At 42.2% G+C, this 24797-nt stretch carries 24 protein-coding genes and 4 tRNA genes; 22 read left to right on the top strand and 6 right to left on the bottom strand.

Features of this window, described 5'->3' with window-relative positions; genetic code table 11:
* Nucleotides 1-69: 69 nt before the first annotated feature.
* The 9 genes from gyrA to pyrF all read left to right on the top strand — a co-directional run bounded on the left by gyrA (nucleotide 70) and on the right by pyrF (nucleotide 10214).
* Nucleotides 70-2778 (top strand): DNA topoisomerase (ATP-hydrolyzing) subunit A, encoded by a 2709-nt coding sequence (gyrA, locus tag J3L16_RS05280; RefSeq protein ID WP_207611845.1) that lies wholly within the window; start codon nucleotides 70-72, stop codon nucleotides 2776-2778.
* Complete coding sequence (gene serC, locus J3L16_RS05275; RefSeq protein ID WP_207611867.1) at nucleotides 2779-3861, top strand: 3-phosphoserine/phosphohydroxythreonine transaminase; 1083 nt, start codon at nucleotides 2779-2781, stop codon at nucleotides 3859-3861.
* A complete protein-coding gene (aroA, locus tag J3L16_RS05270) occupies nucleotides 3858-5144 on the top strand; it encodes a 3-phosphoshikimate 1-carboxyvinyltransferase (protein WP_207611844.1) in 1287 nt (428 codons plus the stop codon). The genes serC and aroA overlap by 4 nt, the downstream gene beginning before the upstream one ends.
* Nucleotides 5145-5229: 85 nt before the next feature.
* A complete protein-coding gene (gene cmk, locus J3L16_RS05265; RefSeq protein WP_207611843.1) occupies nucleotides 5230-5916 on the top strand; it encodes a (d)CMP kinase in 687 nt (228 codons plus the stop codon).
* A 95-nt stretch (nucleotides 5917-6011) separates the two neighbouring features.
* Nucleotides 6012-7679 (top strand): 30S ribosomal protein S1, encoded by a 1668-nt coding sequence (rpsA, locus tag J3L16_RS05260; protein WP_207611842.1) that lies wholly within the window; start codon nucleotides 6012-6014, stop codon nucleotides 7677-7679.
* Nucleotides 7680-7779: 100 nt separating this feature from the next.
* Nucleotides 7780-8067, top strand: a complete 288-nt coding sequence (gene ihfB, locus J3L16_RS05255) for an integration host factor subunit beta (RefSeq protein ID WP_207611841.1) — start codon at nucleotides 7780-7782, stop codon at nucleotides 8065-8067.
* 17 nt (nucleotides 8068-8084) lie between these two features.
* Entirely contained in the window at nucleotides 8085-8324 is a 240-nt protein-coding gene (locus J3L16_RS05250) for a lipopolysaccharide assembly protein LapA domain-containing protein (protein WP_347564642.1), read from the top strand.
* Nucleotides 8324-9493: a lipopolysaccharide assembly protein LapB gene (gene lapB, locus J3L16_RS05245; protein ID WP_207611840.1), complete on the top strand. Its 1170-nt coding sequence runs from the start codon at nucleotides 8324-8326 to the stop codon at nucleotides 9491-9493. The genes J3L16_RS05250 and lapB overlap by 1 nt, the downstream gene beginning before the upstream one ends.
* Nucleotides 9494-9500: 7 nt before the next feature.
* Nucleotides 9501-10214, top strand: a complete 714-nt coding sequence (gene pyrF / locus J3L16_RS05240) for an orotidine-5'-phosphate decarboxylase (RefSeq protein WP_207611839.1) — start codon at nucleotides 9501-9503, stop codon at nucleotides 10212-10214.
* A 12-nt stretch (nucleotides 10215-10226) separates the two neighbouring features.
* Here pyrF and ald read toward each other — a convergent pair whose 3' ends face one another.
* Complete coding sequence (gene ald, locus J3L16_RS05235; RefSeq protein WP_207611838.1) at nucleotides 10227-11360, bottom strand: alanine dehydrogenase; 1134 nt, start codon at nucleotides 11358-11360, stop codon at nucleotides 10227-10229.
* Nucleotides 11361-11488: 128 nt separating this feature from the next.
* On the opposite strand from ald, the gene lrp reads away from it, so the two are divergent.
* Genes lrp through serS form a run of 6 tightly spaced genes read left to right on the top strand, consistent with a single transcriptional unit; the run spans nucleotide 11489 to nucleotide 18123 of the window.
* Nucleotides 11489-11968 (top strand): leucine-responsive transcriptional regulator Lrp, encoded by a 480-nt coding sequence (gene lrp, locus J3L16_RS05230; protein ID WP_207611837.1) that lies wholly within the window; start codon nucleotides 11489-11491, stop codon nucleotides 11966-11968.
* A 50-nt stretch (nucleotides 11969-12018) separates the two neighbouring features.
* Entirely contained in the window at nucleotides 12019-14499 is a 2481-nt protein-coding gene (locus tag J3L16_RS16405; RefSeq protein ID WP_207611836.1) for a DNA translocase FtsK, read from the top strand.
* A 5-nt stretch (nucleotides 14500-14504) separates the two neighbouring features.
* Nucleotides 14505-15158, top strand: a complete 654-nt coding sequence (gene lolA / locus J3L16_RS05220) for an outer membrane lipoprotein chaperone LolA (protein ID WP_207611835.1) — start codon at nucleotides 14505-14507, stop codon at nucleotides 15156-15158.
* Nucleotides 15148-16446: a replication-associated recombination protein A gene (locus J3L16_RS05215; RefSeq protein ID WP_207611834.1), complete on the top strand. Its 1299-nt coding sequence runs from the start codon at nucleotides 15148-15150 to the stop codon at nucleotides 16444-16446. Before lolA ends, J3L16_RS05215 begins: the two co-directional genes overlap by 11 nt.
* Complete coding sequence (gene crcB, locus J3L16_RS05210) at nucleotides 16443-16826, top strand: fluoride efflux transporter CrcB (protein ID WP_207611833.1); 384 nt, start codon at nucleotides 16443-16445, stop codon at nucleotides 16824-16826. Before J3L16_RS05215 ends, crcB begins: the two co-directional genes overlap by 4 nt.
* Nucleotides 16827-16836: 10 nt before the next feature.
* Nucleotides 16837-18123: a serine--tRNA ligase gene (gene serS / locus J3L16_RS05205; RefSeq protein ID WP_207611832.1), complete on the top strand. Its 1287-nt coding sequence runs from the start codon at nucleotides 16837-16839 to the stop codon at nucleotides 18121-18123.
* Between the two features lie 17 nt (nucleotides 18124-18140).
* On the opposite strand, the gene J3L16_RS05200 is transcribed toward serS, so the two are convergent.
* From J3L16_RS05200 to J3L16_RS05185, 4 genes are read right to left on the bottom strand one after another with little or no spacing between them, the layout of a single operon-like run.
* Entirely contained in the window at nucleotides 18141-18473 is a 333-nt protein-coding gene (locus J3L16_RS05200; protein WP_207611831.1) for a TusE/DsrC/DsvC family sulfur relay protein, read from the bottom strand.
* 41 nt (nucleotides 18474-18514) lie between these two features.
* Complete coding sequence (locus J3L16_RS05195) at nucleotides 18515-18868, bottom strand: DsrE family protein (protein ID WP_207611830.1); 354 nt, start codon at nucleotides 18866-18868, stop codon at nucleotides 18515-18517.
* 11 nt (nucleotides 18869-18879) lie between these two features.
* Complete coding sequence (locus J3L16_RS05190; protein WP_207611829.1) at nucleotides 18880-19215, bottom strand: DsrE family protein; 336 nt, start codon at nucleotides 19213-19215, stop codon at nucleotides 18880-18882.
* A 55-nt stretch (nucleotides 19216-19270) separates the two neighbouring features.
* A complete protein-coding gene (locus tag J3L16_RS05185; protein WP_207611828.1) occupies nucleotides 19271-19936 on the bottom strand; it encodes a Bax inhibitor-1/YccA family protein in 666 nt (221 codons plus the stop codon).
* A gap of 250 nt (nucleotides 19937-20186) precedes the next feature.
* Between J3L16_RS05185 and J3L16_RS05180 the strand changes: the two genes are divergently transcribed.
* From J3L16_RS05180 to J3L16_RS05150, 7 genes are all read left to right on the top strand, one after another.
* Nucleotides 20187-20278 (top strand) — tRNA-Ser (locus J3L16_RS05180).
* Nucleotides 20279-20613: 335 nt separating this feature from the next.
* Nucleotides 20614-21258 carry a UvrY/SirA/GacA family response regulator transcription factor gene (gene uvrY / locus J3L16_RS05175; RefSeq protein ID WP_207611827.1) on the top strand — a complete coding sequence of 215 codons (645 nt, stop codon included), beginning with the start codon at nucleotides 20614-20616 and terminating at the stop codon, nucleotides 21256-21258.
* Nucleotides 21259-21267: 9 nt separating this feature from the next.
* Complete coding sequence (gene uvrC, locus J3L16_RS05170) at nucleotides 21268-23094, top strand: excinuclease ABC subunit UvrC (protein WP_207611826.1); 1827 nt, start codon at nucleotides 21268-21270, stop codon at nucleotides 23092-23094.
* A gap of 82 nt (nucleotides 23095-23176) precedes the next feature.
* Nucleotides 23177-23746 (top strand): CDP-diacylglycerol--glycerol-3-phosphate 3-phosphatidyltransferase, encoded by a 570-nt coding sequence (pgsA, locus tag J3L16_RS05165; protein ID WP_207611825.1) that lies wholly within the window; start codon nucleotides 23177-23179, stop codon nucleotides 23744-23746.
* 135 nt (nucleotides 23747-23881) lie between these two features.
* Nucleotides 23882-23957 (top strand) — tRNA-Gly (locus J3L16_RS05160).
* Nucleotides 23958-23966: 9 nt separating this feature from the next.
* Nucleotides 23967-24040: transfer RNA gene (locus J3L16_RS05155), tRNA-Cys, on the top strand.
* A gap of 48 nt (nucleotides 24041-24088) precedes the next feature.
* Nucleotides 24089-24175, top strand: a tRNA-Leu gene (locus J3L16_RS05150).
* Between the two features lie 145 nt (nucleotides 24176-24320).
* Here the strand turns inward: J3L16_RS05150 and J3L16_RS05145 are convergent.
* Nucleotides 24321-24737, bottom strand: a complete 417-nt coding sequence (locus tag J3L16_RS05145) for a transposase (protein WP_207611824.1) — start codon at nucleotides 24735-24737, stop codon at nucleotides 24321-24323.
* Nucleotides 24738-24797 lie beyond the last annotated feature (60 nt).

Below are 24797 nucleotides of genomic sequence, written 5' to 3'. Positions count from 1 at the left end.
TATTAAGATGACAAACGTTTAAAAATCAGTAAACGCAGAAAAAAATAACAAATAGGGACACCGCAGTATATGTCAGACAACGCGAAAGAAATCCTGCCGATAAATATTGAAGAAGAACTTAAAAATTCCTATCTCGATTACGCCATGAGTGTAATTGTTGGCAGAGCATTACCCGATGTCAGAGATGGATTGAAACCCGTTCACCGTCGCGTACTTTACGCTATGAATGAATTGAAAAATGACTTCAACAAACCTTATAAAAAATCGGCCCGTGTTGTTGGTGACGTCATTGGTAAATATCACCCTCATGGTGATTCTGCGGTTTATGACACCATAGTTCGTATGGCGCAGCCTTTCTCATTGCGCTACATGTTGGTTGATGGTCAAGGTAACTTTGGTTCAGTTGATGGCGATTCTGCAGCGGCAATGCGTTATACCGAAGTTAGAATGTCAAAAATTGCCCACGAATTATTGACCGACCTAGATAAAGAAACCGTCGATTTCGTTGAAAACTACGACGGCAACGAACATATTCCAGACGTTTTACCCACTAAAGTACCCAACCTGTTGATTAACGGTTCATCGGGTATTGCGGTTGGTATGGCAACTAATATACCTCCTCACAACTTAACTGAAGTGATTAACGGTTGTATTGCGTTAATTGACGAGCCTAGCTTAGGCGTAGAAGAGTTGATGACGTACATTCCTGGCCCTGATTTCCCAACAGCGGCGCTTATTAGTGGACGTAAAGGCATTGACGATGCTTATCGCACGGGTCGAGGGAAAATATACTTACGTGCTCGTGCAGAAGTAGAAACCGAAGATAATGGTAAAGAAACTATTATCGTTCACGAGTTACCGTATCAAGTAAACAAAGCACGCCTAATTGAAAAAATGGCAGAGCTGGTAAAAGACAAGAAAATTGAAGGTATTTCAGCACTACGAGATGAGTCTGATAAAGACGGTATGCGTATTGTTATTGAAGTTAAGCGTAACGAGTCTGGTGAAGTATTACTTAACCAACTTTACGCAAATACTCAACTTCAAACTGTTTTCGGTATTAACATGGTTGCGCTGGACAATGGCCAACCTAAAGTATTTAACCTAAAACAAACACTAGAAGCCTTTATTCTTCACCGCCGTGAAGTGGTAACTCGTCGTACTGTATTTGAATTAAGCAAAGCTAGAGAACGCGCCCACGTATTAGAAGGCCTAGCAATCGCGCTAGTTAATATCGACCCAATTATCGAGCTTATAAAAGCGTCACAAAGCCCAGCTGAAGCGAAGAAATCTCTTGTGGCTCAAGGCTGGGATTTAGGCGATGTTGCGGAAATGCTTGCCCGTGCAGGTAATGATGCGGCTCGTCCAGATTGGTTAGAGCCTGAGTTTGGTATTCGCGACTCTCAGTATTTCCTTACTGAACAGCAAGCTCAAGCCATACTAGATTTAAGACTGCATAAATTAACTGGTCTAGAGCACGAAAAAATTCTTGAAGAATACAAAGCGTTACTAGAAGAAATTGCTGAATTACTGCATATCTTAGGTTCTTCTGTTCGTCTAATGGAAGTGATCCGCGAAGAATTAGAAAAAGTACAAGCTGAGTTTGGTGATGAACGTCGCACTGAAATCACCGCAGCAAGTCACGATATTGATATTGAAGATCTTATCGAAAGAGAAGACGTAGTAGTGACCTTATCTCGCGAAGGTTATGTTAAGTACCAGAAGTTATCTGATTACGAAGCGCAGCGACGAGGTGGTAAAGGTAAATCTGCCACGCGGATGAAAGACGAGGACTTTATTGAACGATTATTGGTAGCGAATACCCATGATCACATTCTTTGTTTCTCAACACGAGGCCGTTTGTACTGGCTAAAAGTATATCAATTACCTCTTGCTAGTCGAAATGCCCGTGGTCGTCCTGTGGTCAATATTCTTCCACTGGAAGAAGACGAAAGAATTACAGCGATACTGCCTATTCAAGAGTTTGAAGAAAGTAAGTTCGTTATTATGGCAACGGCCAACGGAACTGTTAAAAAGACCAGCTTAACGTCTTATAGCCGTCCTCGTTCAAACGGTATCATTGCGGTTAACTTGAACGAAGGTGATGAGCTTATTGGCGTAGCTATTACCGAAGGCAACGACGACATAATGTTGTTCTCTGATGAAGGTAAAGTAGTGCGTTTCAACGAAATGCAGCGCGACTCTGAAACAGGCGCAGTGAAAACGGACCCTGAAACTGGCGAGCCGCTACAAGCGCTAAGAGCCATGGGAAGAACAGCGACCGGTGTTAGAGGTATTAAACTTCAAGAAGGCCAGCGCGTTGTGTCGTTAATTGTACCTAAAGGCGAAGGTGAAATATTAACTACCACTGAAAATGGTTACGGTAAGCGTACCCCGCTTGAAGATTACCCAGCGAAAAGCCGTGCAACACAAGGTGTTGTATCAATTAAAGTTTCAGAGCGAAATGGTAAAGTTGTTGGTGCGGTTCAAGTTGAAGAAAACGACGAAATCATGCTGATCAGTGACCAAGGTACCCTTGTTAGAACCCGTGTATCTGAAGTGTCTGTTGTCGGTAGAAACACCCAAGGTGTTCGATTAATTCGTACCGCAGATGATGAAAAATTAGTGGCATTACAACGCATTGAAGAAATCGTTGGTGCAGAAGATGTGGAATCTGACGAAGACGTTGAAAATGTGGAAGGTGTAGAGAGCGCAGAGAGCGTAAACGAACCCGACAACGATTCAAATGATGATTCAAACGTGGAAAACGAGCAATAAATAATGAGTACATTTAACTTCAGCGCTGGGCCAGCAAAATTGCCTGACGCTGTTATGGCAAAAGCACAAAGTGAATTTACTGACTGGCAAGGGCAGCACAGTTCAGTGATGGAAATAAGCCACCGCAGCAGTGCGTTTATGGCAGTCGCTGAAGCGGCAGAACAAAACCTTCGTTCATTACTAGCGGTGCCTAATAATTACAAGGTGCTTTTTGTTCAAGGCGGTGGACGAGGGCAGTTTGCTGGCGTTCCTCTTAACTTTTCTGAACAGGGACAACGGGCTTTGCATTTAGTCTCGGGGTCTTGGTCAAAAGGCGCTGTGGCTGAATCTGCAAAATACAATGATGCTCAAATTATTGCCAGCGCAGAAAAAGTCGATGGGTTAAGTGTATTTAACCCCGTTACTTATGAAGCTGATGCTAACGATGCCTATTGTCATTTTTGCCCAAATGAAACGGTAGATGGCGTTGCATTTGATTGGTTGCCGGACGTTGGCAGTGTGCCTTTAGTGGCAGATATGTCATCGACTATTTTGTCTCAGCCTTTAGATGTCTCTAAATTCGGCGTTATTTATGCCGGAGCACAGAAAAATATAGGTCCATCTGGGTTATCGGTTGTAATAGTACGGGAAGACTTGTTGGGTAAAGCGCAAAGCATTACTCCTTCGTTTCTTGACTACACGTTGCAAGCCAAACACGACTCTATGTATAACACGCCACCCACCTATTCTTGGTATTTGGCTGGATTAGTCTTTGAATGGCTTAAAGACCAAGGTGGCCTTGAACATATGGCGAAAGTGAATAAAGCGAAAAGTGAGCTACTTTACAACGCCATAGATAACTCAGACTTTTACGCAAACCCTGTTGCTGTAGCGAACCGTTCTAAAATGAACGTACCGTTTACTTTGGCTGATTCTGAATTAGACAGTGTGTTTTTATCTGAAGCCTTAGACAGTGGGTTACAAGCGCTTAAAGGCCACCGTATGGTGGGTGGTATGCGCGCAAGTATCTATAACGCAATGCCCATTGAAGGTGTTCAGGCGTTAGTCGCATTTATGCAAGAATTTGAAAGGAAATATGGATGAGTGAGCAGTTAACTCTCAATCCAATCTCGAAAGTGAGTGGTGAAGTAACCGTACCCGGTTCTAAAAGTTTATCTAATCGTGCATTGCTTTTAGCTGCGTTAGCAGAAGGTGAAACACGATTAACTAATTTGCTCGACAGCGATGACATTCGTCATATGCTTACAGCACTTAAAACACTGGGGGTGAATTACACTCTTAGTGAAGATAAAACAGAGTGTGTTATCACTGGACAAGGTGGTAAGTTCAAAACAGATTCCCACGAAACACTTTATTTAGGTAATGCTGGAACAGCAATGCGACCTTTATGTGCGGCTCTTGCGCTGTCTGATGTGTCTGTTGAATTAACCGGTGAGCCCAGAATGGAAGAGCGACCTATTGGTGATTTAGCCGATGCGTTAAATGATGTGGGCGCAGAAATTACCTATCTGAAAAACAGTGGGTTTCCACCACTTCGCATTGAAGGTAAAGCCTTACAAGGTACTGAGCTTTCTGTTGATGGCAGTGTATCTAGCCAATTCCTTACTGCATTATTGATGTCTGCGCCCTTATTTGATGGCGACGTAACTATTACAATTAAAGGCGAGTTGGTGTCTAAACCTTACATCGACATTACCTTGAACGTTATGGCGCGCTTTGGTGTTGATGTAGACAATAACGATTATCACTCTTTTGTTGTTAAAAATGGACAAAAATATACGTCACCCGGTGTCTATATGGTTGAAGGTGATGCGTCTTCAGCGTCTTACTTTTTAGCAGCTGCAGCGATAAAAGGCGGCACCGTTAAAGTACACGGTTGTGGTTCAAACAGTGTACAAGGCGATATACATTTTGCTGATGCGCTTGAAAATATGGGCGCTAAAGTCACTTGGTACCCTGATGCCATTGAAGTGACAGGGGCACCTTTAAAAGCCATAGACCAAGATTTCAATGCCATTCCTGATGCAGCGATGACTATCGCAATTGCTGCTTTATATTCAGAAGGTACAACTCATATACGCAATGTTTATAATTGGCGGGTAAAAGAAACCGATCGATTAGCAGCAATGGCTACTGAATTAAGAAAAGTAGGTGCTGAAGTTATAGAGGGCGAAGATTATTTGTCTGTGACTCCGCCGTCTGATTTACGTCATGCAGAAATAGACACCTATAACGATCACAGGATCGCAATGTGCTTTTCTTTAGTTGCATTAAGCGACACAGCCGTCACAATCAATGATCCTGGATGTACTGCAAAAACATTCCCCGATTACTTTGAGCGCTTTTCGACGCTTTATTCAAATTAACAATTAATATACATTGCTAACATTTTCGATGCGCGTATAATTATGCGCGTTTTTTATGCAATAAATAGCAGTATGCGGAGATTTCATGCAACCAATGCCTGTCGTTACGGTAGACGGCCCAAGCGGAGCTGGGAAAGGTACATTAAGTGCGCTTATAGCCGATGAGTTAAAGTGGCATTTCCTCGATAGTGGCGCAATTTATCGAGTTTTAGCTGTCGCATCGATTCACCACGGTATTCAAACCGATGACGAAGAAGCACTTGTTCCACTTGCAACAGGACTCGATGTGAGTTTTGTATGCGAAAACGGAATGAATAGAGTTATTTTGGAAGGTGAGGACGTATCTGATGATATCCGTACTGAAGAGGTCGGTTCGGTAGCGTCGAAAGTTGCGGCTTTACCCAGGATTAGGGAAGCTTTACTACGAAGACAGCGGGCATTTAGAGACGAACCTGGTCTGGTTGCTGATGGCAGAGATATGGGAACGGTAGTGTTTCCTGACGCAGAAGCCAAAATATTTTTAACCGCTAGCGCTGAAGCCCGTGCACAACGTCGATTTGACCAGTTGAAAGCAAAGGGTTTGGATGTTAGTATTGCGCGCCTTTTAAGCGATATACAAGCGAGAGACGAAAGAGATAGCTCTCGAAGTGTTGCGCCATTAGTGGCTGCTGACGACGCATTGTTGCTCGATTCAACCGAGTTGAATATAGAGCAAGTGTTTGAAAAGGCTATAGATTTTATTAAAGCAAAGTTGAATAGTTCAACTTGCTAATTAAAGTAAAAACAAGGGTGTTTTTACTTATTTTAACAACCCCGCGTATTATGGATGACAACGTGGTCTACTCAAATGAATATTAAATACTAAATATGACTGAAAATTTTGCACAACTTTTTGAAGAAAGCCTCCAGGAATTAGAAACACGTCCGGGTTCCATTGTTAAAGGTACTGTTGTATCTATCGACAAAGACATTGTTCTAGTAGATGCTGGGCTTAAGTCAGAAAGTGCGATCCCTGTGGATCAATTCAAAAATGCCGAAGGCGAGTTAGAAATTGCTGTAGGTGATGCGGTTGACGTTGCACTAGATGCTGTTGAAGACGGTTTCGGTGAAACTATCCTTTCTCGTGAAAAAGCGAAGCGTCACGAAGCATGGGTAGAGCTTGAGAAAGCTTATGACGAAAAAGCCACTATCATGGGTATTATCAATGGTAAAGTGAAAGGCGGTTTTACTGTAGAAGTAAATACTGTTCGCGCATTCTTACCTGGTTCATTGGTAGACGTACGCCCTGTGAGAGATACGACTCACTTAGAAGGCAAAGAGCTTGAGTTTAAAGTTATCAAGCTAGACGCAAAACGCAACAACGTTGTTGTTTCTCGTCGTGCTGTTATCGAAGCAGAAAGCAGTGCAGAGCGTGAGTCACTTCTTGCTAACCTTGAAGAAGGTCATGAAGTTAAAGGTATCGTTAAGAACCTTACAGACTACGGTGCGTTTGTTGATTTAGGCGGTGTTGACGGTCTTCTTCACATTACCGATATGGCTTGGAAGCGCGTTAAGCACCCAAGTGAAATCGTAAACGTTGGTGACGAAATTAACGTTAAAGTATTGAAGTTCGACAAAGAGAAGCAACGTGTTTCTCTTGGTATGAAGCAAATGGGTAGTGATCCTTGGCAGGAAATTTCTCAACGTTATCCTGAAGGAACTAAGATCAACGGTCAGGTTACAAACCTTACTGATTACGGTTGTTTCGTAGAAATTGAAGATGGCGTTGAAGGTCTTGTTCACGTATCTGAAATGGATTGGACTAATAAAAACATCCACCCATCTAAAGTTGTTAACCTTGGCGATACTGTTGATGTTATGGTACTTGAAATTGACGAAGAACGTCGTCGTATTTCTCTTGGCCTTAAACAGTGTATTGACAACCCTTGGGAAACTTTCGCTAAGTCTTACGAGAAAGGCGACAAGGTTTCTGGAAAGATCAAGTCAATCACTGACTTCGGTATTTTCATTGGTCTTGACGGCGGTATTGACGGTCTTGTTCACTTGTCTGATATCTCTTGGAATAAGACGGGTGAAGACGCGGTTCGCGACTATAAGAAAGGCGACGAAATCTCTGCTGTTGTCCTTCAAGTTGACCCAGAACGCGAGCGTATTTCACTAGGCGTTAAGCAAATTGAAGAAGATCCTTTCAATAAGTACCTAGCGGATACCAAGAAAGGTGCTATTGTTACTGGTACAGTAACTGCAGTTGACGCTAAAGGCGTAACTGTTAACTTGGCAGAAGAAGTAGACGGCTATGTACGCGTAGGTGACTTAGCTCGCGATCGTATTGAAGACGCTTCTGAAGTTGTTAATGTTGGTGATTCACTCGAAGCTAAATTTACTGGCGTCGATCGTAAGAACCGTATCGTTAACCTTTCAGTTAAAGCGAAAGACCATGCGGACGAGCAAGAAGCCCTTGATAAAGTTAACCAGCAAGACGATGGTGGCTTTACAAACGCAATGGCTGAAGCATTTAAAGCAGCTAAAAGCTAATTAAATGCACAAAACAAGTGGGCTGTTATTGGCTCACTTGTTTTACCTTCTCTCTGTCGAACACTTAACCTTGTGACCACTTCTACGACGGAGTATATGAATGACTAAATCTGAACTAATTGAATCTTTAGCCGAAATGATGGATCATGTTCAAGCTCGTGATATCGAAATCGCAGTAAAAGAGTTATTAGAACAAATGGTGCAAACATTACAGCATGGCGAACGTATCGAAATTAGAGGTTTCGGTAGTTTTTCTCTGCATTATCGTGGCCCACGTACTGGTAGGAACCCAAAAACTGGTGAAACCGTGGAGTTAGACGGTAAATATGTACCCCATTTTAAGCCGGGTAAAGAGTTACGCGATCGCGTTAACGACAGTATTCAGTAAATTTAAGAGGTTCCTCAGTGAAAGGCCTGTTGTCCATTATTTTAGTTGTATTTATATTGTTGGTGGCAATTGCTGTAGGTTCTCAAAATAGCGGCGAAATTACTGTAAATTATCTGCTTGCTCAAGCACAGATAAAAGTATCTACCTTTATCGCTATTACATTAGGCTGTGGTATTTTAGTGGGAGTACTGTTAGTTACTCCGGCCTTTTTACATGCGCGAATGAAATTGGCGTTTATTAAGCAAAAACAGCAATAATGTTAGAATTACTTTTCTTATTACTTCCCGTAGCGGCTGGATATGGCTGGGTTATGGGACGTAATAGTGTGCGTCAAGCTCAGCGCAAGCAATCGAGTATTTTGTCGAAGCACTATTACAAAGGACTCAATTTTCTTTTATCAGATCAGCCCGATAAAGCGGTTGATACACTGATAAAAATGATAAATGTTAATACCGACACAGTCGAAACTCATATTGCAATGGGAAATTTTTTTCGTCACCGCGGAGAAATTGACAGAGCAATACGGGTTCACCAAAACTTAGTTAGTCGGGATGAACTTTCTGCAACACAGCGAGAAACAGCGTTAAAAGAATTAGGTCTCGACTACTATCAGGCCGGTTTTCTTGAGCGTGCTGAAAATGCATTTTTAAAACTACTGAGTAGTGATAAACACAGAAGTGCCGCTCAATCTCAACTTTTTTCTATTTACCAAACAACCAAAGAGTGGGACAAAGCCATTGAATTGGCAGAGGGTGCTGTAGCGTCTTTTTCCGATGTGGATATCATCAAACCTCGTCTTGCTCATTTTTATTGTGAATTAGCACAAAAAGAAATTGAAAGCGGAAAAGAAAGTGACGCGCTACAACGTTTGCAAAAGGCCGTGAAAGTAGATGACCAAGCCGTACGTCCTTGGTTGTTGTTGGCGCAAAATGCCGTTGAGCACAACGAATATGACGAAGCCAATCAATATTTAGAAGAAGTTGCTAAACGAGATAAAACCTTTATTTCTGAAGCGGTAAATAAGATGCTCGATATTGCTGAAGAAACCAATGACTGGGCGTCTATGGCCCGCTTCTTGGAAACCTATTGGCAGCCTTGTGGTTCATCAATCTTGGCTAACACTCGTTTGTTGTCTAGTGAACAAAGTAAGACTGAAGCTACGGACTATCTAGTAGAACAACTTCGCAAGCACCCTACCATGAAAGGATTTAAAGCCTTAATGGATTTATACATTAACCTAGAAGGTGAAAATATATCTACGGAAAGCTTGTCGCTGTTAAAATCTTTGGTTGAAAAGCAAATTGCTATGCGCCCTAAATATCGCTGCCAGAGCTGTGGATTTTCTGGGCGCAAACTTTACTGGCTTTGCCCATCTTGTAAGAAGTGGGGTGTAGTCACTCCCATAAAAGGTCTCGACGGAGAATAACGGTTTCATGCACACCTCTGATATAAACGATTCAAAAGTCATCATTGCATTAGATTTCGATAATGAAGACAAAGCAAAGCAACTTATTGCTAATTTATCACCTGATTTATGTAAGCTTAAAGTAGGCAAAGAAATGTTTACTCGTTTTGGGCCTAGTTTTGTTACTTTTTTAGTGGATGCAGGGTACGACGTATTTCTCGACCTTAAATTTCACGATATTCCAAATACCGTTGCTAAAGCGTGTGCTGCTGCGGCAGATTTAGGGGTTTGGATGGTCAATGTTCATGCCTCTGGAGGCTGTGCAATGATGGAAGCGGCGAAAGAAGGAATTCGTACGTCTTCTCATCCGTCAACCTTGTTAACTGGGGTAACTGTGTTAACCAGTATGGATCAAGCTCAGCTAGCTGATGTGGTGCCAAATGTAGAGCCCAAAGAACAAGTATTAAAGCTGGCTACATTGGCCAATAAGGCAGGCCTTGATGGTGTAGTATGTTCTGCTCAAGAAGCGCAAATGCTTCGTGCAGAATTACCATCGTCATTTAAACTAGTGACGCCAGGTATTCGCCCTGCAGGTGCTGATGTAGGTGATCAAAAGCGGGTTGTTACCCCAGCAGACGCCATCGCCTTTGGGGTAGATTATCTGGTAATTGGCAGACCTATTACTCAGGCTGATAGCCCTAAAGAAAGTTTGATAGCGATTAATCAATCAATCGCTATCTAATCATTTAGACCATTACAACGACGTAAGTGCGTCGCTTGCGTCCATATATTCAAGGTTAAGCTCACTACCAAGGGCATCAGTAACTGCTTTATAGGTTACTTTTCCTTTGTGTACATTCAATCCATTGAGTAGATGTGGGTCATCAAGCATAGCTTGAACTGGCCCTTTGTTTGCTAACGCTAATCCAAATGGTAGGGTGGCATTATTCAATGCTAAGGTAGAAGTACGAGCGACGCCGCCTGGCATATTTGCAACACAGTAGTGAACTACATCATCAATAATATAAACTGGATCTTGATGGGTAGTGGCTTTTGATGTTTCGAAACAACCACCTTGGTCAATTGCAACATCAACAAGTACTGAGCCAGGTTTCATTGCAGCAATTTGCTTACGGTTCAGCAATTTTGGTGCAGCTGCGCCAGGAATAAGTACTGCACCTACGACAAGATCAGCTTGAGAAGAATAATTTTCTAATGCATCAACAGTTGAATAAACCGTTTTAATTCTGCCACCGAAAATATCATCTAACTGACGTAAACGAGGTAAAGAGCGGTCCAAAATGGTTACTTCAGCACCTAGACCTATTGCCATTTTAGCTGCGTTTGTACCTACTACACCACCACCAATGATGAGTACTTTTCCAGGCTCAACACCAGGAACGCCGCCCAAAAGTGTACCACTGCCGCTATGGGCTTTTTGTAGGTAATGTGCGCCAGCTTGAATCGCCATTCTTCCTGCAACTTCGCTCATAGGCGCTAACAGAGGTAAGGCGCCAAAGTTGTCCGTTACTGTTTCATAGGCAATACAGGTTGCGCCAGACTTAACTAATAGCTCTGTTTGAAGTGGATCAGGTGCTAAATGTAAGTAGGTATAAAGGGTTTGTCCTTCACGTAACATTTTGCATTCGTTAGGCTGGGGCTCTTTTACTTTTACAATCATTTCCGCAGTTTCAAAAATAGTTTGTGCAGAAGGTGCTATTGTTGCACCTGCTTGTTCATACATTTCATTTGAGAAACCAATACCTGCGCCTGCGGCATTTTCAACAACAACTTGATGTCCGTTTGCAACAAACTCTTTTACTGCGCTTGGAGTAAGGCCAACGCGATATTCATGATTTTTTATTTCTTTTGGAACACCTACTAACATTTTAGACTCACTATTTAATTATCCAATATTGTTTAAAAGTATATTAGAGGTTTTAGAAAATTAGCTATCGAAAATCAGGTTGATTCAGTATATTGTGTCGTAATGAGCTTAAATTGCAGGATAATATTTTGAAGGTTTCAGCCTCTAAAGACCTTGATAGAATAGACAAAAATATATTAAAGGCGCTGCAAATAGATGCGAGGATATCTAATGTAACCTTGTCGAAACAAGTTGGTTTGAGTCCAAGTCCTTGTTTGGAAAGAGTTAAACGATTGGAGGAGCAAGGGTATATACTTGGTTATGAAGCCAATTTGAATCCTGAAAAACTCGGGGCAGCAATGTTGGTGTTTGTAGAAATTACTTTAGATCGTACGTCATCAGATGTTTTTTCGGAATTTTCTGCTGCCGTACAAAAGCACTCAGCAATTCAAGAGTGCCACCTAGTGTCCGGTAATTTCGATTTTTTACTGAAAACACGCGTAGCGGATATGTCGAGCTACCGAAAGTTATTAGGTGATACCTTGCTGAAGTTGCCTAGTGTAAGTGCGTCGCGAACTTATGTGGTAATGGAAGAAGTTAAAAGCACGCAGCATATTCGAGTTTTGTGATAACCTATTATCATAAAAACAAATAGATTCAATTTTACTTAGGTTTAGGAATGACGGCGCAATTATCTGGTTGGCAAAGGTTGAAAGAAGTAGGCATGATCTTAATGTGTGCTTTTGCTTTTTTCTTGCTTTTGGCACTCTCTTCTTTTCATCCAAGTGATCCCGGTTGGAGTCAGGCTGGGCTTCATGTCAATATTCAGAACTGGGTAGGGAAAACAGGCGCATGGTGTGCGGATTTGCTGTACTTCACACTGGGCTACTTAGCGTTTTTCGTTCCCTTGGCTACGGCTATTTTTGCATGGTTCCTATTTCAGTTTATTCGAAAACTGACAGATCTAGATTACCTTACCATCGCACTTAGAATACTGGGTGTATTGCTTATTATTGTAGGGGCAACGGGCACAGCGAGTATTAATTTTGATGACTTCTATTCATTTAGCGCCGGAGGTCTCGTTGGCGATGTAATAAGCAGTGCGCTTATTCCGTATTTTAACACCGCAGGCACTATTTTGTTGCTTCTGTGTTTTTTATGTACGGGCTTTACTCTAACTACGGGTATTTCTTGGATGTCTATTATAGACAAACTTGGTGCTAGCGTTATTTGGTTTTTCACGAAGTTGCTAAGAAGTAGTCATACGGTTAATCAGTGGACATTGCCATTTAAATCAAAAGATACTGATCCTACTCAGGCTAAAGACCACACTGTTGGAACTGAAATTGTTGATGAAGCGGAAGAGAGTAGGGCGGTTGACGAAATTGAAATAGAAGAAAATACACAGCTACAAGTTGAATCTCCGTTCATTGCTGATTTAGAAGAAGAACAACCGATTGAACGCATAGAGCCAGTGTTTGTTTTGCCATCAGATGCAGCGAAAGAAAACGAACTTCAACAGGATATTACTATTGATGATATAGCGCCTTCTCCTGCAGCTTCTTCTATGGCTTCTCCAGCGCCGGGCAATAAAAAGCAAGAAGCTATTAGAACCATTAGCGATATTAGAGATAAAGTGCAATCAGAGGCGCCTCCAGAGCCAGAAGGGATCATGCCTTCATTTGATTTACTGGATAAAGCAAACAAACAAGAAAACCCCATATCCCAAGAAGAACTGGACGCTGTATCGCGACTAGTTGAATCTAAATTGGCTGATTTTAATATCGAAGCCAATGTGGTGGGAATTTATCCAGGCCCTGTTATTACGCGCTTTGAATTAGATTTAGCCCCGGGTATAAAAGTGTCTAAAATCACCGGTTTATCAAAGGATTTAGCGCGAGCTATGTCAGCGATTTCTGTTCGTGTGGTTGAAGTTATCCCAGGAAAATCAGTTATTGGTTTAGAACTACCGAACAAACACCGAGAAATGGTGCGTTTGAGTGAAGTATTAACCTGCAAGCAGTTCACCGATAGCGACTCTGCACTGACTATGGTGTTGGGTGCCGATATAAGCGGGAAACCTGTGGTGGTTGATCTTGCAAAGATGCCACATGTGTTGGTTGCAGGTACCACAGGATCAGGTAAGTCAGTTGGCGTTAATGTCATGATATTAAGCTTACTGTACAAATCAAAACCTGAAGATGTACGCATGATCATGATAGATCCTAAAATGTTGGAATTGTCGGTATACGAAGGCATTCCACATTTATTGGCTGAAGTTGTTACCGACATGAAAGAGGCAGCAAACGCGCTGCGTTGGTGTGTAGGTGAAATGGAACGCCGCTATAAGTTGATGTCTGCGCTTGGGGTGAGAAATTTAAAAGGCTATAACGCAAAAGTACTAGCTGCGAAAGAAGCGGGAGAGCCTATACTCGATCCTCTTTGGAAATCAGAAGAGAGCATGGATGAAACTGCGCCTGAGCTAGACAAACTACCCGCTATTGTTGTGGTGGTTGACGAATTTGCCGACATGATGATGATAGTAGGTAAAAAAGTAGAAGAGCTTATTGCCCGTATCGCACAAAAAGCCCGGGCGGCGGGTATTCATCTTGTACTTGCAACTCAACGACCTTCTGTCGATGTGATTACAGGCCTTATCAAAGCCAATATACCCACCCGTATTGCGTTCCAAGTGTCGAGTAAAATAGATTCCCGTACTATTCTCGACCAGCAAGGCGCAGAAGCCTTGTTAGGTATGGGGGATATGCTGTATTTACCACCGGGTAATCCTGTACCTACTCGAGTGCACGGCGCATTTGTGGATGATCATGAAGTTCATGCCGTAGTTGCAGATTGGAAACTACGTGGAGAGCCAGAGTATATTGATGAAATACTCGACGGTGAAGCCAGTGCAGAAGTATTGCTTCCCGGTGAACAAAATGAAAACGCCGACCAAGAATTTGATGTGTTTTACGATGAAGCTGTTTCTTTTGTTACTGAAAGCCGCAGAGCGTCAGTATCCAGTGTTCAACGTAAATTTAGAATTGGTTACAACAGAGCAGCAAGATTAGTGGAACAAATGGAATCCAGTGGCGTCGTAAGTGCACCTGCTCATAACGGCAACCGAGAGGTATTAGCGCCTCCTCCGCCGAAGGACTAGCAACTATGTTAAAAAGAACAGTATTCGCCGTTATCGGCCTAATAGGTCTTAATAATGCAAGCTTTGCACAGGACAACAATGACCTTAGCCAAGGAGAGCTGAAGCATTTGTTATCGACCATTAGCGTGTTGTCGGCTGATTTTGCACAAACAGTGTACGACCAAAATGAAGTGGTTTATGAAGCCCAAGGGCATTTATATCTTTCTCGTCCGGGGAAAGTACGCTGGGAAACTGAATTCCCTGATGAAGCCTTGCTGATTGCCGATGGTGAAGCAATATGGAATATCGATAGCTTTGTAGAACAAGTTACTGTGTTTGATCAAGCGCAAGCGGTTAACACCAATCCAATTGTGTTGTTAACCTCTCAAGACGATGAGGTTTGGCAGCAATTTTCCATTCAACAAACCAATGTAAGTGACGAAAGTTTGGTTACTGGTGCTGATAACGTCTATACCATTGAGTCATTAAACCAAGACGCTCAAATTCGTACCTTGTCTCTTTATCTTAGAGACGACACTATTTTTGCTATTAGTACCCTTGATGCACAGGCGCAAATAAGTGTACTGGCGTTATCTAACCTAGATACGAAGAGCCCGCTAAAAAATGATTTATTCGACGTGACAATTCCCGACAGTTACACCATAGACGATGAAAGATAGCCATATTCCGTTGGCTGCGCGTATGCGGCCAACCAGTATTAGCAACTATTTCGGCCAGTCTCATCTTATGTCGGAAGGGAAACCACTGCGTAAAATGTTAGAAACGGGTCAGTGCCATAGCATGATTTTCTGGGGGCCTCCTGGCACAGGGAAAACCACTTTAGCTAGCTTAATTGCACTTCATGCTAATGCAGAAGTCATCACACTATCGGCAGTGACTTCCGGTGTAAAAGACATTCGCATCGCCATCGATAAAGCACAGCAAAACAAACAATACGGGCATAAAACCTTATTGTTTGTTGACGAGGTGCACAGGTTCAACAAAAGCCAACAAGATGCATTTTTACCCTATGTAGAAGACGGCACAGTGGCATTTATTGGGGCGACCACTGAAAACCCCTCGTTTGCATTGAATAATGCTCTATTGTCGAGAGCTCGAACCTATTTATTAAAGCCCTTTTCTGAACAAGAACTCACGCAGTTAATCAACAATGCCTTGTCGAAAGACGAAGTGTTAAGTGAAAGAGGCATAGAGCTAACCGAAGAGGCCTTGCAAACTCTTATTCGGGTTGCAGATGGTGATGGTCGAAAAGCCTTACATACTTTAGAGTTGTCTGCTGACTTTACGGATACCACAATCATAGAGTTAAACCATGTTGTACAAGCCAGTGGTGAAAAAATGGCTGCGTACGACAATAAAGGCGATGACTTTTATGATTTGATTTCTGCGTTTCATAAATCAGTTAGGGGCTCTGATGCCAATGCCGCCTTGTATTGGTATGCACGGATTTTAGTTGGAGGCGGAGACCCTCTTTATGTGGCAAGACGATTATTAGCGATTGTGAGTGAAGATATTGGCAATGCGGACCCAAAGGCAATGCAAATTGCTTTAAACGCATGGGATATATATCATCGTGTTGGGCCTGCTGAGGGCGAAAGAGCAATAGCGCAGGCCGCGATTTATTGTGCGTTAGCACCGAAGTCAAATGCTGTTTATATGGCGTTTAAACAAGCGATGGCGTTAGCGAAGGAAACTGGTAGCAGTGCGGTGCCAAACCACTTAAGAAATGCACCGACAAAATTGATGGCGTCTTTGGATTACGGAAAAGATTATCGCTACGCGCATAATGAACCCAATGCCTATGCTGCGGGAGAAAATTACTTCCCCGAGTCTATACCAACAGAGCACACCAATTTATATACACCTAATGAACGAGGTTTTGAAAAGAAGTTAATGGCTAAGTTAGATTACTTAAACGCGTTAGATCAACAAGAGGGCAAACAATGAACGCAGGGCTATCAGTTTACCTTTGGGTAGCACTTGGAGGCGCAATTGGCGCACCAATGCGATTTTATTTAACACAATTATCGGTATCCCTGTTTGGTAAGCAGTTTCCATTTGGTACACTTGTGGTAAATGTCATTGGCGCATTTTCTATTGCCATCGTTTATGGCTTGATAGAGCGGGGTGGCTTAGCCGATTCTCCCTACCGATTTTTAATCGGAGTCGGCTTATTAGGCGCATTAACCACGTTTTCAACGTTTTCATTTGAAACGTTAGCCTTAATAAATAATGGCCTCTGGTTAAAAGCAGTGGCGAATGTGATGTTAAATGTATTGATATGCTTGTTTGCCACTTTTGTTGGCATTCAAATAATGAAAGGATAGAAAGCGGTTTATGTTGGACCCTAAATATTTACGAAATGAGATAGAAAAAACGGCAGAGCGCTTGGCCGCGCGTGGATTCAAACTAGATGTTGAAGCCTATTCTGCACTTGAAGAGCAGCGCAAAGCGTTGCAACAGCAAACAGAAGAACTGCAAAACCAGCGTAATATGCGCAGTAAATCTATAGGTAAAGCAAAAGCCCAAGGTGAAGATATCGCGCCTTTACTTGCTGAAGTGGGAGATTTAGGTGCAAAGCTGGACGCTGCTAAGCAAGAATTTAGCGCGGTAACCGAAAGTTTAAAAGCATTTAGCCAAGGTATTCCTAATTTACCTGACGAATCTGTACCTGTGGGTAAAGATGAAGACGATAACGTTGAAGTGTTAAAGTGGGGACAACCTCGCGAGTTTGATTTTGATGTAAAAGATCACGTAGACGTAGCAGAAGGCTTATCTAAAGGGGCTGATTTTGAGTTAGCATCAAAATTAACCGGAAGCCGATTTGTGGTTATGCGTGGCAAAGTGGCGCGCATGCATAGAGCTCTTGCGCAATTCATGCTTGATACCCACGTAAATGAACATGGTTATGAAGAAATGTATGTGCCATTCCTTGTTAACGAAGCAAGTATGTTTGGTACTGGGCAATTCCCAAAGTTTGCTGAAGATGCCTTTCACACTAAACCTGCCACTGAAGAAGGGCAAGGTTTGTCTCTTATTCCAACAGCAGAAGTGCCGTTAACCAATACGGTTAGAGACGAAATTGTCGATAACGCCTCTTTGCCTCTTAAATTAACGGCTCATACACCGTGTTTTAGAAGTGAAGCCGGTTCGTATGGCCGTGATACCCGTGGCTTAATCAGGCAGCATCAGTTTGAAAAAGTAGAGCTGGTACAAATTGTTAAACCTGAAGAGAGTTTTGATGCTCTTGAAGCGTTAACAGGTCACGCGGAAACTATTTTACAAAAGCTAGGCTTGCCTTACCGAAAAGTCGTGTTATGTACCGGTGATATGGGCTTCGGTGCCTGCAAAACTTATGACTTAGAAGTATGGTTACCGGCGCAAAATACTTACAGAGAAATTTCATCGTGCTCTAACATGGGCGATTTCCAAGCCCGTAGAATGCAAGCCCGTTTCCGCAGAAGTGAAGGGGAAAAGCCTGAACTTGTGAATACCCTGAATGGATCAGGCCTTGCCGTAGGTAGAACCCTTGTGGCGATACTTGAAAATTATCAACAAGCCGATGGTAGTGTCACCGTTCCAGAGGTCTTGGTACCTTATATGAACGGTGAAACATCAATTTAAATTGTTCTATAGAGCAATTACAAGCATTTAGCGGGCTTAGGTAAGCCCGCTAGTTTAGTTGCTTGCTTAGCTGGACCTTTAGGAAATAACCTGTGTAGATAGCGGCTATTTCCTTTGTCTGCCCCTAGTGACAAAGCCATGGCTTTCACAAGGGCTCTAATTGCTGGGCTGGTTTCATATTCTAAGTAAAACTCTCTCACAAACCTTATCACTTCCCAGTGCGCTTCCGTCAGTTCTATATTGTCATTAGTGGCTATTATCAAGGCTAAATCTTCGGTCCAATCATCGAGGTTTGTTAGGTAACCTTCTTTGTCTGTGGCAATGACGTTGTCATTGTATATAAGTGTCATAAATACTCTTCAAGTCAGTTACGCGTAACTTTTATCGTGGTTTATAGATTAATTATAAAGTCTGATTTTTCAATAGCTTGAGTTACATCTTCGTCTGATATGTAACTCAGTCCTGAGATAAGGTCGTGCTTGTCTATTTTATGAAAGTTTAAGCTGTTTTGGCAAACATAAAGAGGCTCGATATCAAAAAAGGTAAAGCCACTTATGCGTTTTCCTGCATGTTTTTGGTGGTTCATTGGATCTTGGTTTTTGAGTAGTTGCAGTACGCCTTCACCTTTGAATATGACGTTGGCGTCATGCCCATAGGCCGTAGATGCCATTATTAAGTCATGGGCTTCGTTTGTGGTGCCATTGACATAAGGTGGGGTAGATATCACAAAGGTAATTGTGGCCATTATATTTGTACTTAAATTTGGACTAAGGTGTTACAGCGATGCAACGCTGAATAAAATTCACTTAAGCCCGTAAGTTCAAAAGGGCCGGTATTGTCTTCGTTAACACTTCTGTGTTTAGCTACAGTTGAACAAGCCACAAGGCGAACCTTGTACTTTTCTTTCAGTGCTTGCCAATCTTCAAAGTAATCAGCGTCGTTAGCAATAGTGACCGCACCAAAATATAAAAAGACAATTTCGTACTTTGTATGAGGCTCAGTAAGCTTATCCATACACACTTTAAGCAAAGCTTTACTTGATGGTGTTTTTGTTTGAGGGCTGACTAGCAGAGCATTTATCGATGTGTTCATAAGGTATAAATAAAAACACCCCTAAAAAGGGGTGTTTAGAAAAGTTAAAATGTATTTAGTCGTCGCCTAACACACCAAGCAAGCTTAATAGGTTTACGAATATATTATAAATATTTAGATATAAGCCAACAGTTGCAAGTATGTAGTTAGTTTCACCACCATTAATGATTCGACTTGTGTCATACAAGATGAAACCAGACATAATGAAGATAACCGCTGCACTAATTGCTAGGCTTAATGCTGGAATAGCAAAAAACAGGTTACCTAAGGCTGCAAGTACAACAACTAACAAACCTACCATTAAAAAACCGCCCATAAATGAGAAGTCTTTTTTCGTTGTTAATACATAAGCTGATAATGCGAAGAAAATAAGTGCAGTTCCACCTAGTGCTTGGGCAATAAGCGCTGAGCCACCAGGAATTGCAGCGTAGGCATTTAGCATTGGCCCTAAAGAACCGCCTAAAAGACCAGTGAAAAGGAATACCCAGTATATACCTGAAGCAGAATTTGCTTTCTTATTGACTATGAACATAGAGATGAAGCCACCTATAAACATAACCAAGGCTGCACCGCGACCAAGACCCATAGCCATTGTTGCAACTGCACACACAGCACTAAAGGCTAGTGTCATAGCTAGTAGCGTATAGGTGTTTTTAAGCACCTTGTTGGTTTGTAATACCGACGCTTCTGACGATTTTGAATAAACTGAACGTTGTTCCATCTTTTCCTCCAATAGAACGAAATTACACTTTATGTGTATTGTTAGGGTAGTTGTAGGGGTTTTGGTTCAATTTTTCAAGGTTTTTTAATTTAGAATTAGAAACTAATTCAATTTATGCCGTGTGATTTGCTTAACACTATAAAAATTGACTGATTAGAGTACAAATTGTTGAATAGATGAGCGGTTGACAACTTTTTTTAAATTAGCGCTTTACAAGCCTCAAAAAACCATTAATATGCGCATCACTTCAGGAGAGCTGGCAGAGTCCGGTTGAATGCACTTGACTTGAAATCAAGCGAAGGGTCAAACCTTCCGGGGGTTCGAATCCCTCGCTCTCCGCCATATTTAAGAAAAAGCCTCGTTTATACGAGGCTTTTTTTTTGCATTAAATTTAGCGTTGTTTAGTTTTAAACGTAATTTCTTTGCATTTGACTACATTGAATTTAAAGCTTTACGTAAGTTGAGTTACTCCACTATTCATAGACATAGCTGCGCGATTTCAGAATGAGTTAAGCTTTGCTGAATATTTGTTAAGCAGTTTATTTGTTAAATGTGCGATTTAGATAAAATGTTACAAACAGATGGAAGATAAACCCATAAAGCTATGCTATGGTTTTATCATTGATGATGATAAGTAATCAGGTGCACACGCATTCTAGTTATTAAGAGAGAGATAAGTGATAAAAGTCGTTCTTGTTGATGACCACGATTTGGTTCGGACAGGGATTAAACTAATATTACAGGACGTTGCCGATTTTAACATAATCAATGAAGCGAAATCAGGAGAAGAGGCAGTAGCAATATGCCGAAAACATTCCCCTGATGTTGTTTTAATGGATGTGAATATGCCTGGTATCGGTGGTTTAGAAGCCGTACGGCAAATTCGCCGTGTGTCTGATGATACCAAAGTTATCTGTTTATCCGTGCAAAAAGATCACCCTATTCCTAGTCAGGTTATGCAGTTAGGCGCTTATGGCTTTTTAACTAAAGACGCGGCACCTAAAGAAGTTATTAACGCTATCTATAAGGTTGCATCTGGACAAAAATATTTGTCTGTTGAGGTAGCACAAAGCATTGCAATGAGCAGCCTTGATACGAATAGTGAAAATCCGTTTGAAGACCTTTCAACACGCGAGCTGGATATTGCTATGCGGCTGACCAAAGGGGCTAAGGTGCCTGACATTGCTGGTGAATTGAATATTAGTGCGAAAACCGTTAACACGTACCGGTATCGCATGTTTGATAAGCTGGCGGTTGATTCGGACGTAGAGTTAACGCACTTGGCTATTCGGCATAAACTAATTTCCAGCGATAATCTATAACGTTGAACAATGTCTGATATTGTGACGTTTGACGCTGACGCGTTTTTAAAAGACTTAACTCACCGGCCCGGTGTTTATCGCATGTACGATAAACAACAAGATGTGATTTACGTTGGTAAAGCTAAAAATCTAAAAAAGCGGGTATCGAGTTATTTTCGTAAAAATGTAGAGCACGCGAAAACCCGTGCGCTAGTAAAACACATTGTTTCAATGGACGTCACTGTGGTGACAAGTGAAACTGAAGCGTTTTTGCTAGAAAATAACTTCATTAAAAAATACAAGCCTAGATACAATGTGTTGTTGAAAGACGACAAATCCTATCCGTATATTGTATTAACCAATCATAAGCACCCCAAATTAGGCTCTCATCGAGGTACACGTAAAAACGACGGTGATTATTTTGGCCCTTACCCAAGCTCATGGGCAGTAAGGGAAAGCCTGCGTTCAATGCAACGGATTTTTCCTGTTAGGCAGTGTGAAGACAGTTATTATCAAGCGAGAAGCCGCCCCTGTCTTCAGTATCAAATGCAACGTTGCAGCGCACCTTGCGTGAAAGGGCATGTTAGTGATGAAGAGTACAGTGAGTCAGTAGAACTCGTTAAATTATTCTTAAAGGGTAAAAACCAAGACGTTATTGAAACCTTGGTGACCAAGATGGAAGAGGCAAGCCAATCCCTCAATTTTGAAGCCGCAGCCAAATATCGCGATCAAATCAATGCACTGCGTAAAGTACAAGAGCAGCAGTTTGTTGCTGGTACACAAGACAACATGGATATTTTTGGTTTTGCATTTAAAGGGAATATGGCGTGCGTGCAGGTTATGTTTATTCGCGATAACCAACTACTAGGAAGTAAATCCTATTTTCCTCGAGTTCCGGCTACTGCCACAGAAGATGAAGTGTTTCAGTCGTTTTTCTTGCAGTTCTATTTATCAAAAAACAAGGCCATTCCCAAGCACATAGTGCTGCCAAGAGAGTTAGACGATGAAACGGCGATTGTTTCTGTGCTTAAACAAGAAGCAAAACACAGCGTGACTGTTTACAAAGGTGCTCGTGATGAAAAGCGCCGCTATTTGCACCTTGCCAATACCAATGCGCAAAATTCTTTAGACACCCAATACGCCGCACAAAAATCCGTTCATGCTCGCTATTTAGTGTTGGAGGAAGCACTTGAATTGGGTAAGCCAATTCAACGTATGGAATGCTTCGATATCAGCCATACGTCAGGACAACAAACTGTGGGGTCTTGCGTGGTGTTCAATAGAGAAGGGCCACTTAAATCAGATTACCGACGATTCAATATCGAAGGTATAACCCCAGGGGATGATTATGCAGCCATGGCACAAGTGCTTTCAAGGCGTTACAAAAAGCCTCACGAAGACACCAAAATTCCTGATATTCTTTTCATCGATGGGGGTAAAGGGCAGTTAAGCCAAGCTGAAGCGCATTTCGAAGACTGGCCTGTAGAGTTTAAACCCTTAATTATAGGTGTTGCTAAAGGGGTTAGCCGTAAAGCGGGCCTTGAAACCTTGATATCGGGCTACAGTCGCGACACAGTTCACTTAGACAGCCATTCACCAGGGCTTCACCTAATTCAACATATTCGCGATGAATCTCACCGCTTTGCGATTACAGGCCATCGTCAGCGTAGGCAAAAAGTGAAACGCACCTCCACTTTGGAAGGTATTAAAGGGGTAGGAGCTAAACGCAGGCAAGCACTACTAAAATATATGGGGGGATTACAAGGGCTGAAAAAAGCCAGTGCTGAGGAAATTGCTAATGTACCCGGTGTAAGTAGCCAACTTGCTGAAATCATTTATGAACATTTACATGCTTAGGCGCTATTAGTGGCTATCTTTGTTACTAAATGGCAAACTAGCGCCCAATAAGTGGCAATAGCGCCGCACCAAGAGAAGAGTTATGTGGACCATTCCCAATATTATTACTTCATTTCGCATCGGGTTAATTCCGGTGTTTGTATTCGTTTATTTTCTAGATTGGCGATGGGCGCATGAAATCGGCGCTTTTATTTTTTGGCTTGCCGCGGTAACGGACTGGTTTGACGGTTATTTGGCGCGTAAGCTAAAACAAACCACACCCTTTGGTGCCTTTCTAGACCCTGTAGCCGATAAACTCATAGTGGCGGCTGCATTACTGATGATCACCCACACTTATGCGTCTGTTGCGATTACGGTTCCCGCAGTGGTGTTAATGCTCAGAGAAATTTACGTATCAGCCTTGCGAGAATGGATGGGAACGAAAGGTCAACGAGATAAAGTAAAGGTGTCGGTAATAGGAAAGTGGAAAACCACAGTGCAAATGCTCGCACTTATTGGTTTGTTGTCGGGTTTGCAGTCATTTATGGGGGTTCCTTTATATTGGGTAACCTTAGGTCATATTTTGTTGTACGTTTCTGCAGCACTTTCCCTTTGGTCAATGATCACGTATTCAATTTCTGCGTGGCCAAGTATACGAGATGGGGCAAAATAGTCTAAAAAGCAAGCAAACAGTACGTAGTTGATTGAAAACTACGCATTCAGTGCGGATTATTGTTGACTCTTATTAAAGTGAATGTAGAATGCGATTCCACATTGAGTTGTACAGCAATAACATGTTGTAAACGACGCGGGAATAGCTCAGCTGGTAGAGCACAACCTTGCCAAGGTTGGGGTCGCGAGTTCGAATCTCGTTTCCCGCTCCAAACTCAAGTGGCGGAATGGCAGAATGGCTATGCAGCGGATTGCAAATCCGTGGATCTCGGTTCGACTCCGGGTTCCGCCTCCATATAAAAGGGCAACCAGCCCACACCTGCACATTATGTGCAATCCCGATGCCCGGGTGGTGAAATTGGTAGACACAAGGGATTTAAAATCCCTCGTCGGTAACGACGTGCCGGTTCAAGTCCGGCCCCGGGCACCATTTTTAAAGGGATGTGGCGAAAGTTCCTATTTTCCAAGTTAAAAATCCCTGATGTTATAGTCTGAAATATCTTCAGCGAATATTTTTCGTTTTATAGATTACACGAATTGATTAAAAAGAATTTTTTTCATAGCCGCATCGGGTTTTACTCTTTCCGCACAAATACCCTTGGCTTTGCGCGATAATAAAATGAACTGGCCGCAATAGATAAGCAACGACAAATTTGCACAACATTATTGCCCATCTTATTTAACCTTACCGCAATCTGTTGGCGATGCTCATTTCCAATGCGAATAAGGCTGAAACGTTTTAACAGGCTATTGTCATTCTCTAGTTGTTTGACTTGTTTTTCTAACGCCTGAATTCGAAGCTGTTCTTGCGTTAAAGCGCTGGCTTTGGGAGTGACACCTTTATGTTCCTTTTGGTATTGCGACACCCATCTCTGGATAGAAGAGATACTGACACTCATTGCTTTAGCGGCATCATCCTGTCGGTAACCATGAATAATGACCAGCTCAGCACATTCTCGTTTAAACTCTGTTGTTAAGTTTTTCTTTGGCATTTTAACCTCGCTAGTTAGTTGAATTTTACCTCTAACGAAGTCTCTAGTTAAATCGTACCG

The organism is Alteromonas sp. 5E99-2, from assembly GCF_017368475.1.
Lineage (GTDB): Bacteria > Pseudomonadota > Gammaproteobacteria > Enterobacterales > Alteromonadaceae > Alteromonas_F.
Note: the sequence above shows the minus strand (reverse complement) of the source record. Positions and strands in the feature narration are given on the sequence as shown.

What these genes read in the sequence shown, in the direction of transcription:
- gyrA (WP_207611845.1), top strand. Translation starts at nt 70, where the DNA reads ATGTCAGACAACGCGAAAGAAATCCTGCCGATAAATATTGAAGAAGAA.
- aroA (WP_207611844.1), top strand. Translation starts at nt 3,858, where the DNA reads ATGAGTGAGCAGTTAACTCTCAATCCAATCTCGAAAGTGAGTGGTGAA.
- cmk (WP_207611843.1), top strand. Translation starts at nt 5,230, where the DNA reads ATGCAACCAATGCCTGTCGTTACGGTAGACGGCCCAAGCGGAGCTGGG.
- rpsA (WP_207611842.1), top strand. Translation starts at nt 6,012, where the DNA reads ATGACTGAAAATTTTGCACAACTTTTTGAAGAAAGCCTCCAGGAATTA.
- ihfB (WP_207611841.1), top strand. Translation starts at nt 7,780, where the DNA reads ATGACTAAATCTGAACTAATTGAATCTTTAGCCGAAATGATGGATCAT.
- lapB (WP_207611840.1), top strand. Translation starts at nt 8,324, where the DNA reads ATGTTAGAATTACTTTTCTTATTACTTCCCGTAGCGGCTGGATATGGC.
- pyrF (WP_207611839.1), top strand. Translation starts at nt 9,501, where the DNA reads ATGCACACCTCTGATATAAACGATTCAAAAGTCATCATTGCATTAGAT.
- ald (WP_207611838.1), bottom strand. Translation starts at nt 11,360, where the DNA reads ATGTTAGTAGGTGTTCCAAAAGAAATAAAAAATCATGAATATCGCGTT.
- J3L16_RS16405 (WP_207611836.1), top strand. Translation starts at nt 12,019, where the DNA reads ATGACGGCGCAATTATCTGGTTGGCAAAGGTTGAAAGAAGTAGGCATG.
- lolA (WP_207611835.1), top strand. Translation starts at nt 14,505, where the DNA reads ATGTTAAAAAGAACAGTATTCGCCGTTATCGGCCTAATAGGTCTTAAT.
- J3L16_RS05215 (WP_207611834.1), top strand. Translation starts at nt 15,148, where the DNA reads ATGAAAGATAGCCATATTCCGTTGGCTGCGCGTATGCGGCCAACCAGT.
- crcB (WP_207611833.1), top strand. Translation starts at nt 16,443, where the DNA reads ATGAACGCAGGGCTATCAGTTTACCTTTGGGTAGCACTTGGAGGCGCA.
- serS (WP_207611832.1), top strand. Translation starts at nt 16,837, where the DNA reads ATGTTGGACCCTAAATATTTACGAAATGAGATAGAAAAAACGGCAGAG.
- J3L16_RS05200 (WP_207611831.1), bottom strand. Translation starts at nt 18,473, where the DNA reads ATGACACTTATATACAATGACAACGTCATTGCCACAGACAAAGAAGGT.
- J3L16_RS05195 (WP_207611830.1), bottom strand. Translation starts at nt 18,868, where the DNA reads ATGGCCACAATTACCTTTGTGATATCTACCCCACCTTATGTCAATGGC.
- J3L16_RS05190 (WP_207611829.1), bottom strand. Translation starts at nt 19,215, where the DNA reads ATGAACACATCGATAAATGCTCTGCTAGTCAGCCCTCAAACAAAAACA.
- J3L16_RS05185 (WP_207611828.1), bottom strand. Translation starts at nt 19,936, where the DNA reads ATGGAACAACGTTCAGTTTATTCAAAATCGTCAGAAGCGTCGGTATTA.
- uvrC (WP_207611826.1), top strand. Translation starts at nt 21,268, where the DNA reads ATGTCTGATATTGTGACGTTTGACGCTGACGCGTTTTTAAAAGACTTA.
- pgsA (WP_207611825.1), top strand. Translation starts at nt 23,177, where the DNA reads ATGTGGACCATTCCCAATATTATTACTTCATTTCGCATCGGGTTAATT.
- J3L16_RS05145 (WP_207611824.1), bottom strand. Translation starts at nt 24,737, where the DNA reads ATGCCAAAGAAAAACTTAACAACAGAGTTTAAACGAGAATGTGCTGAG.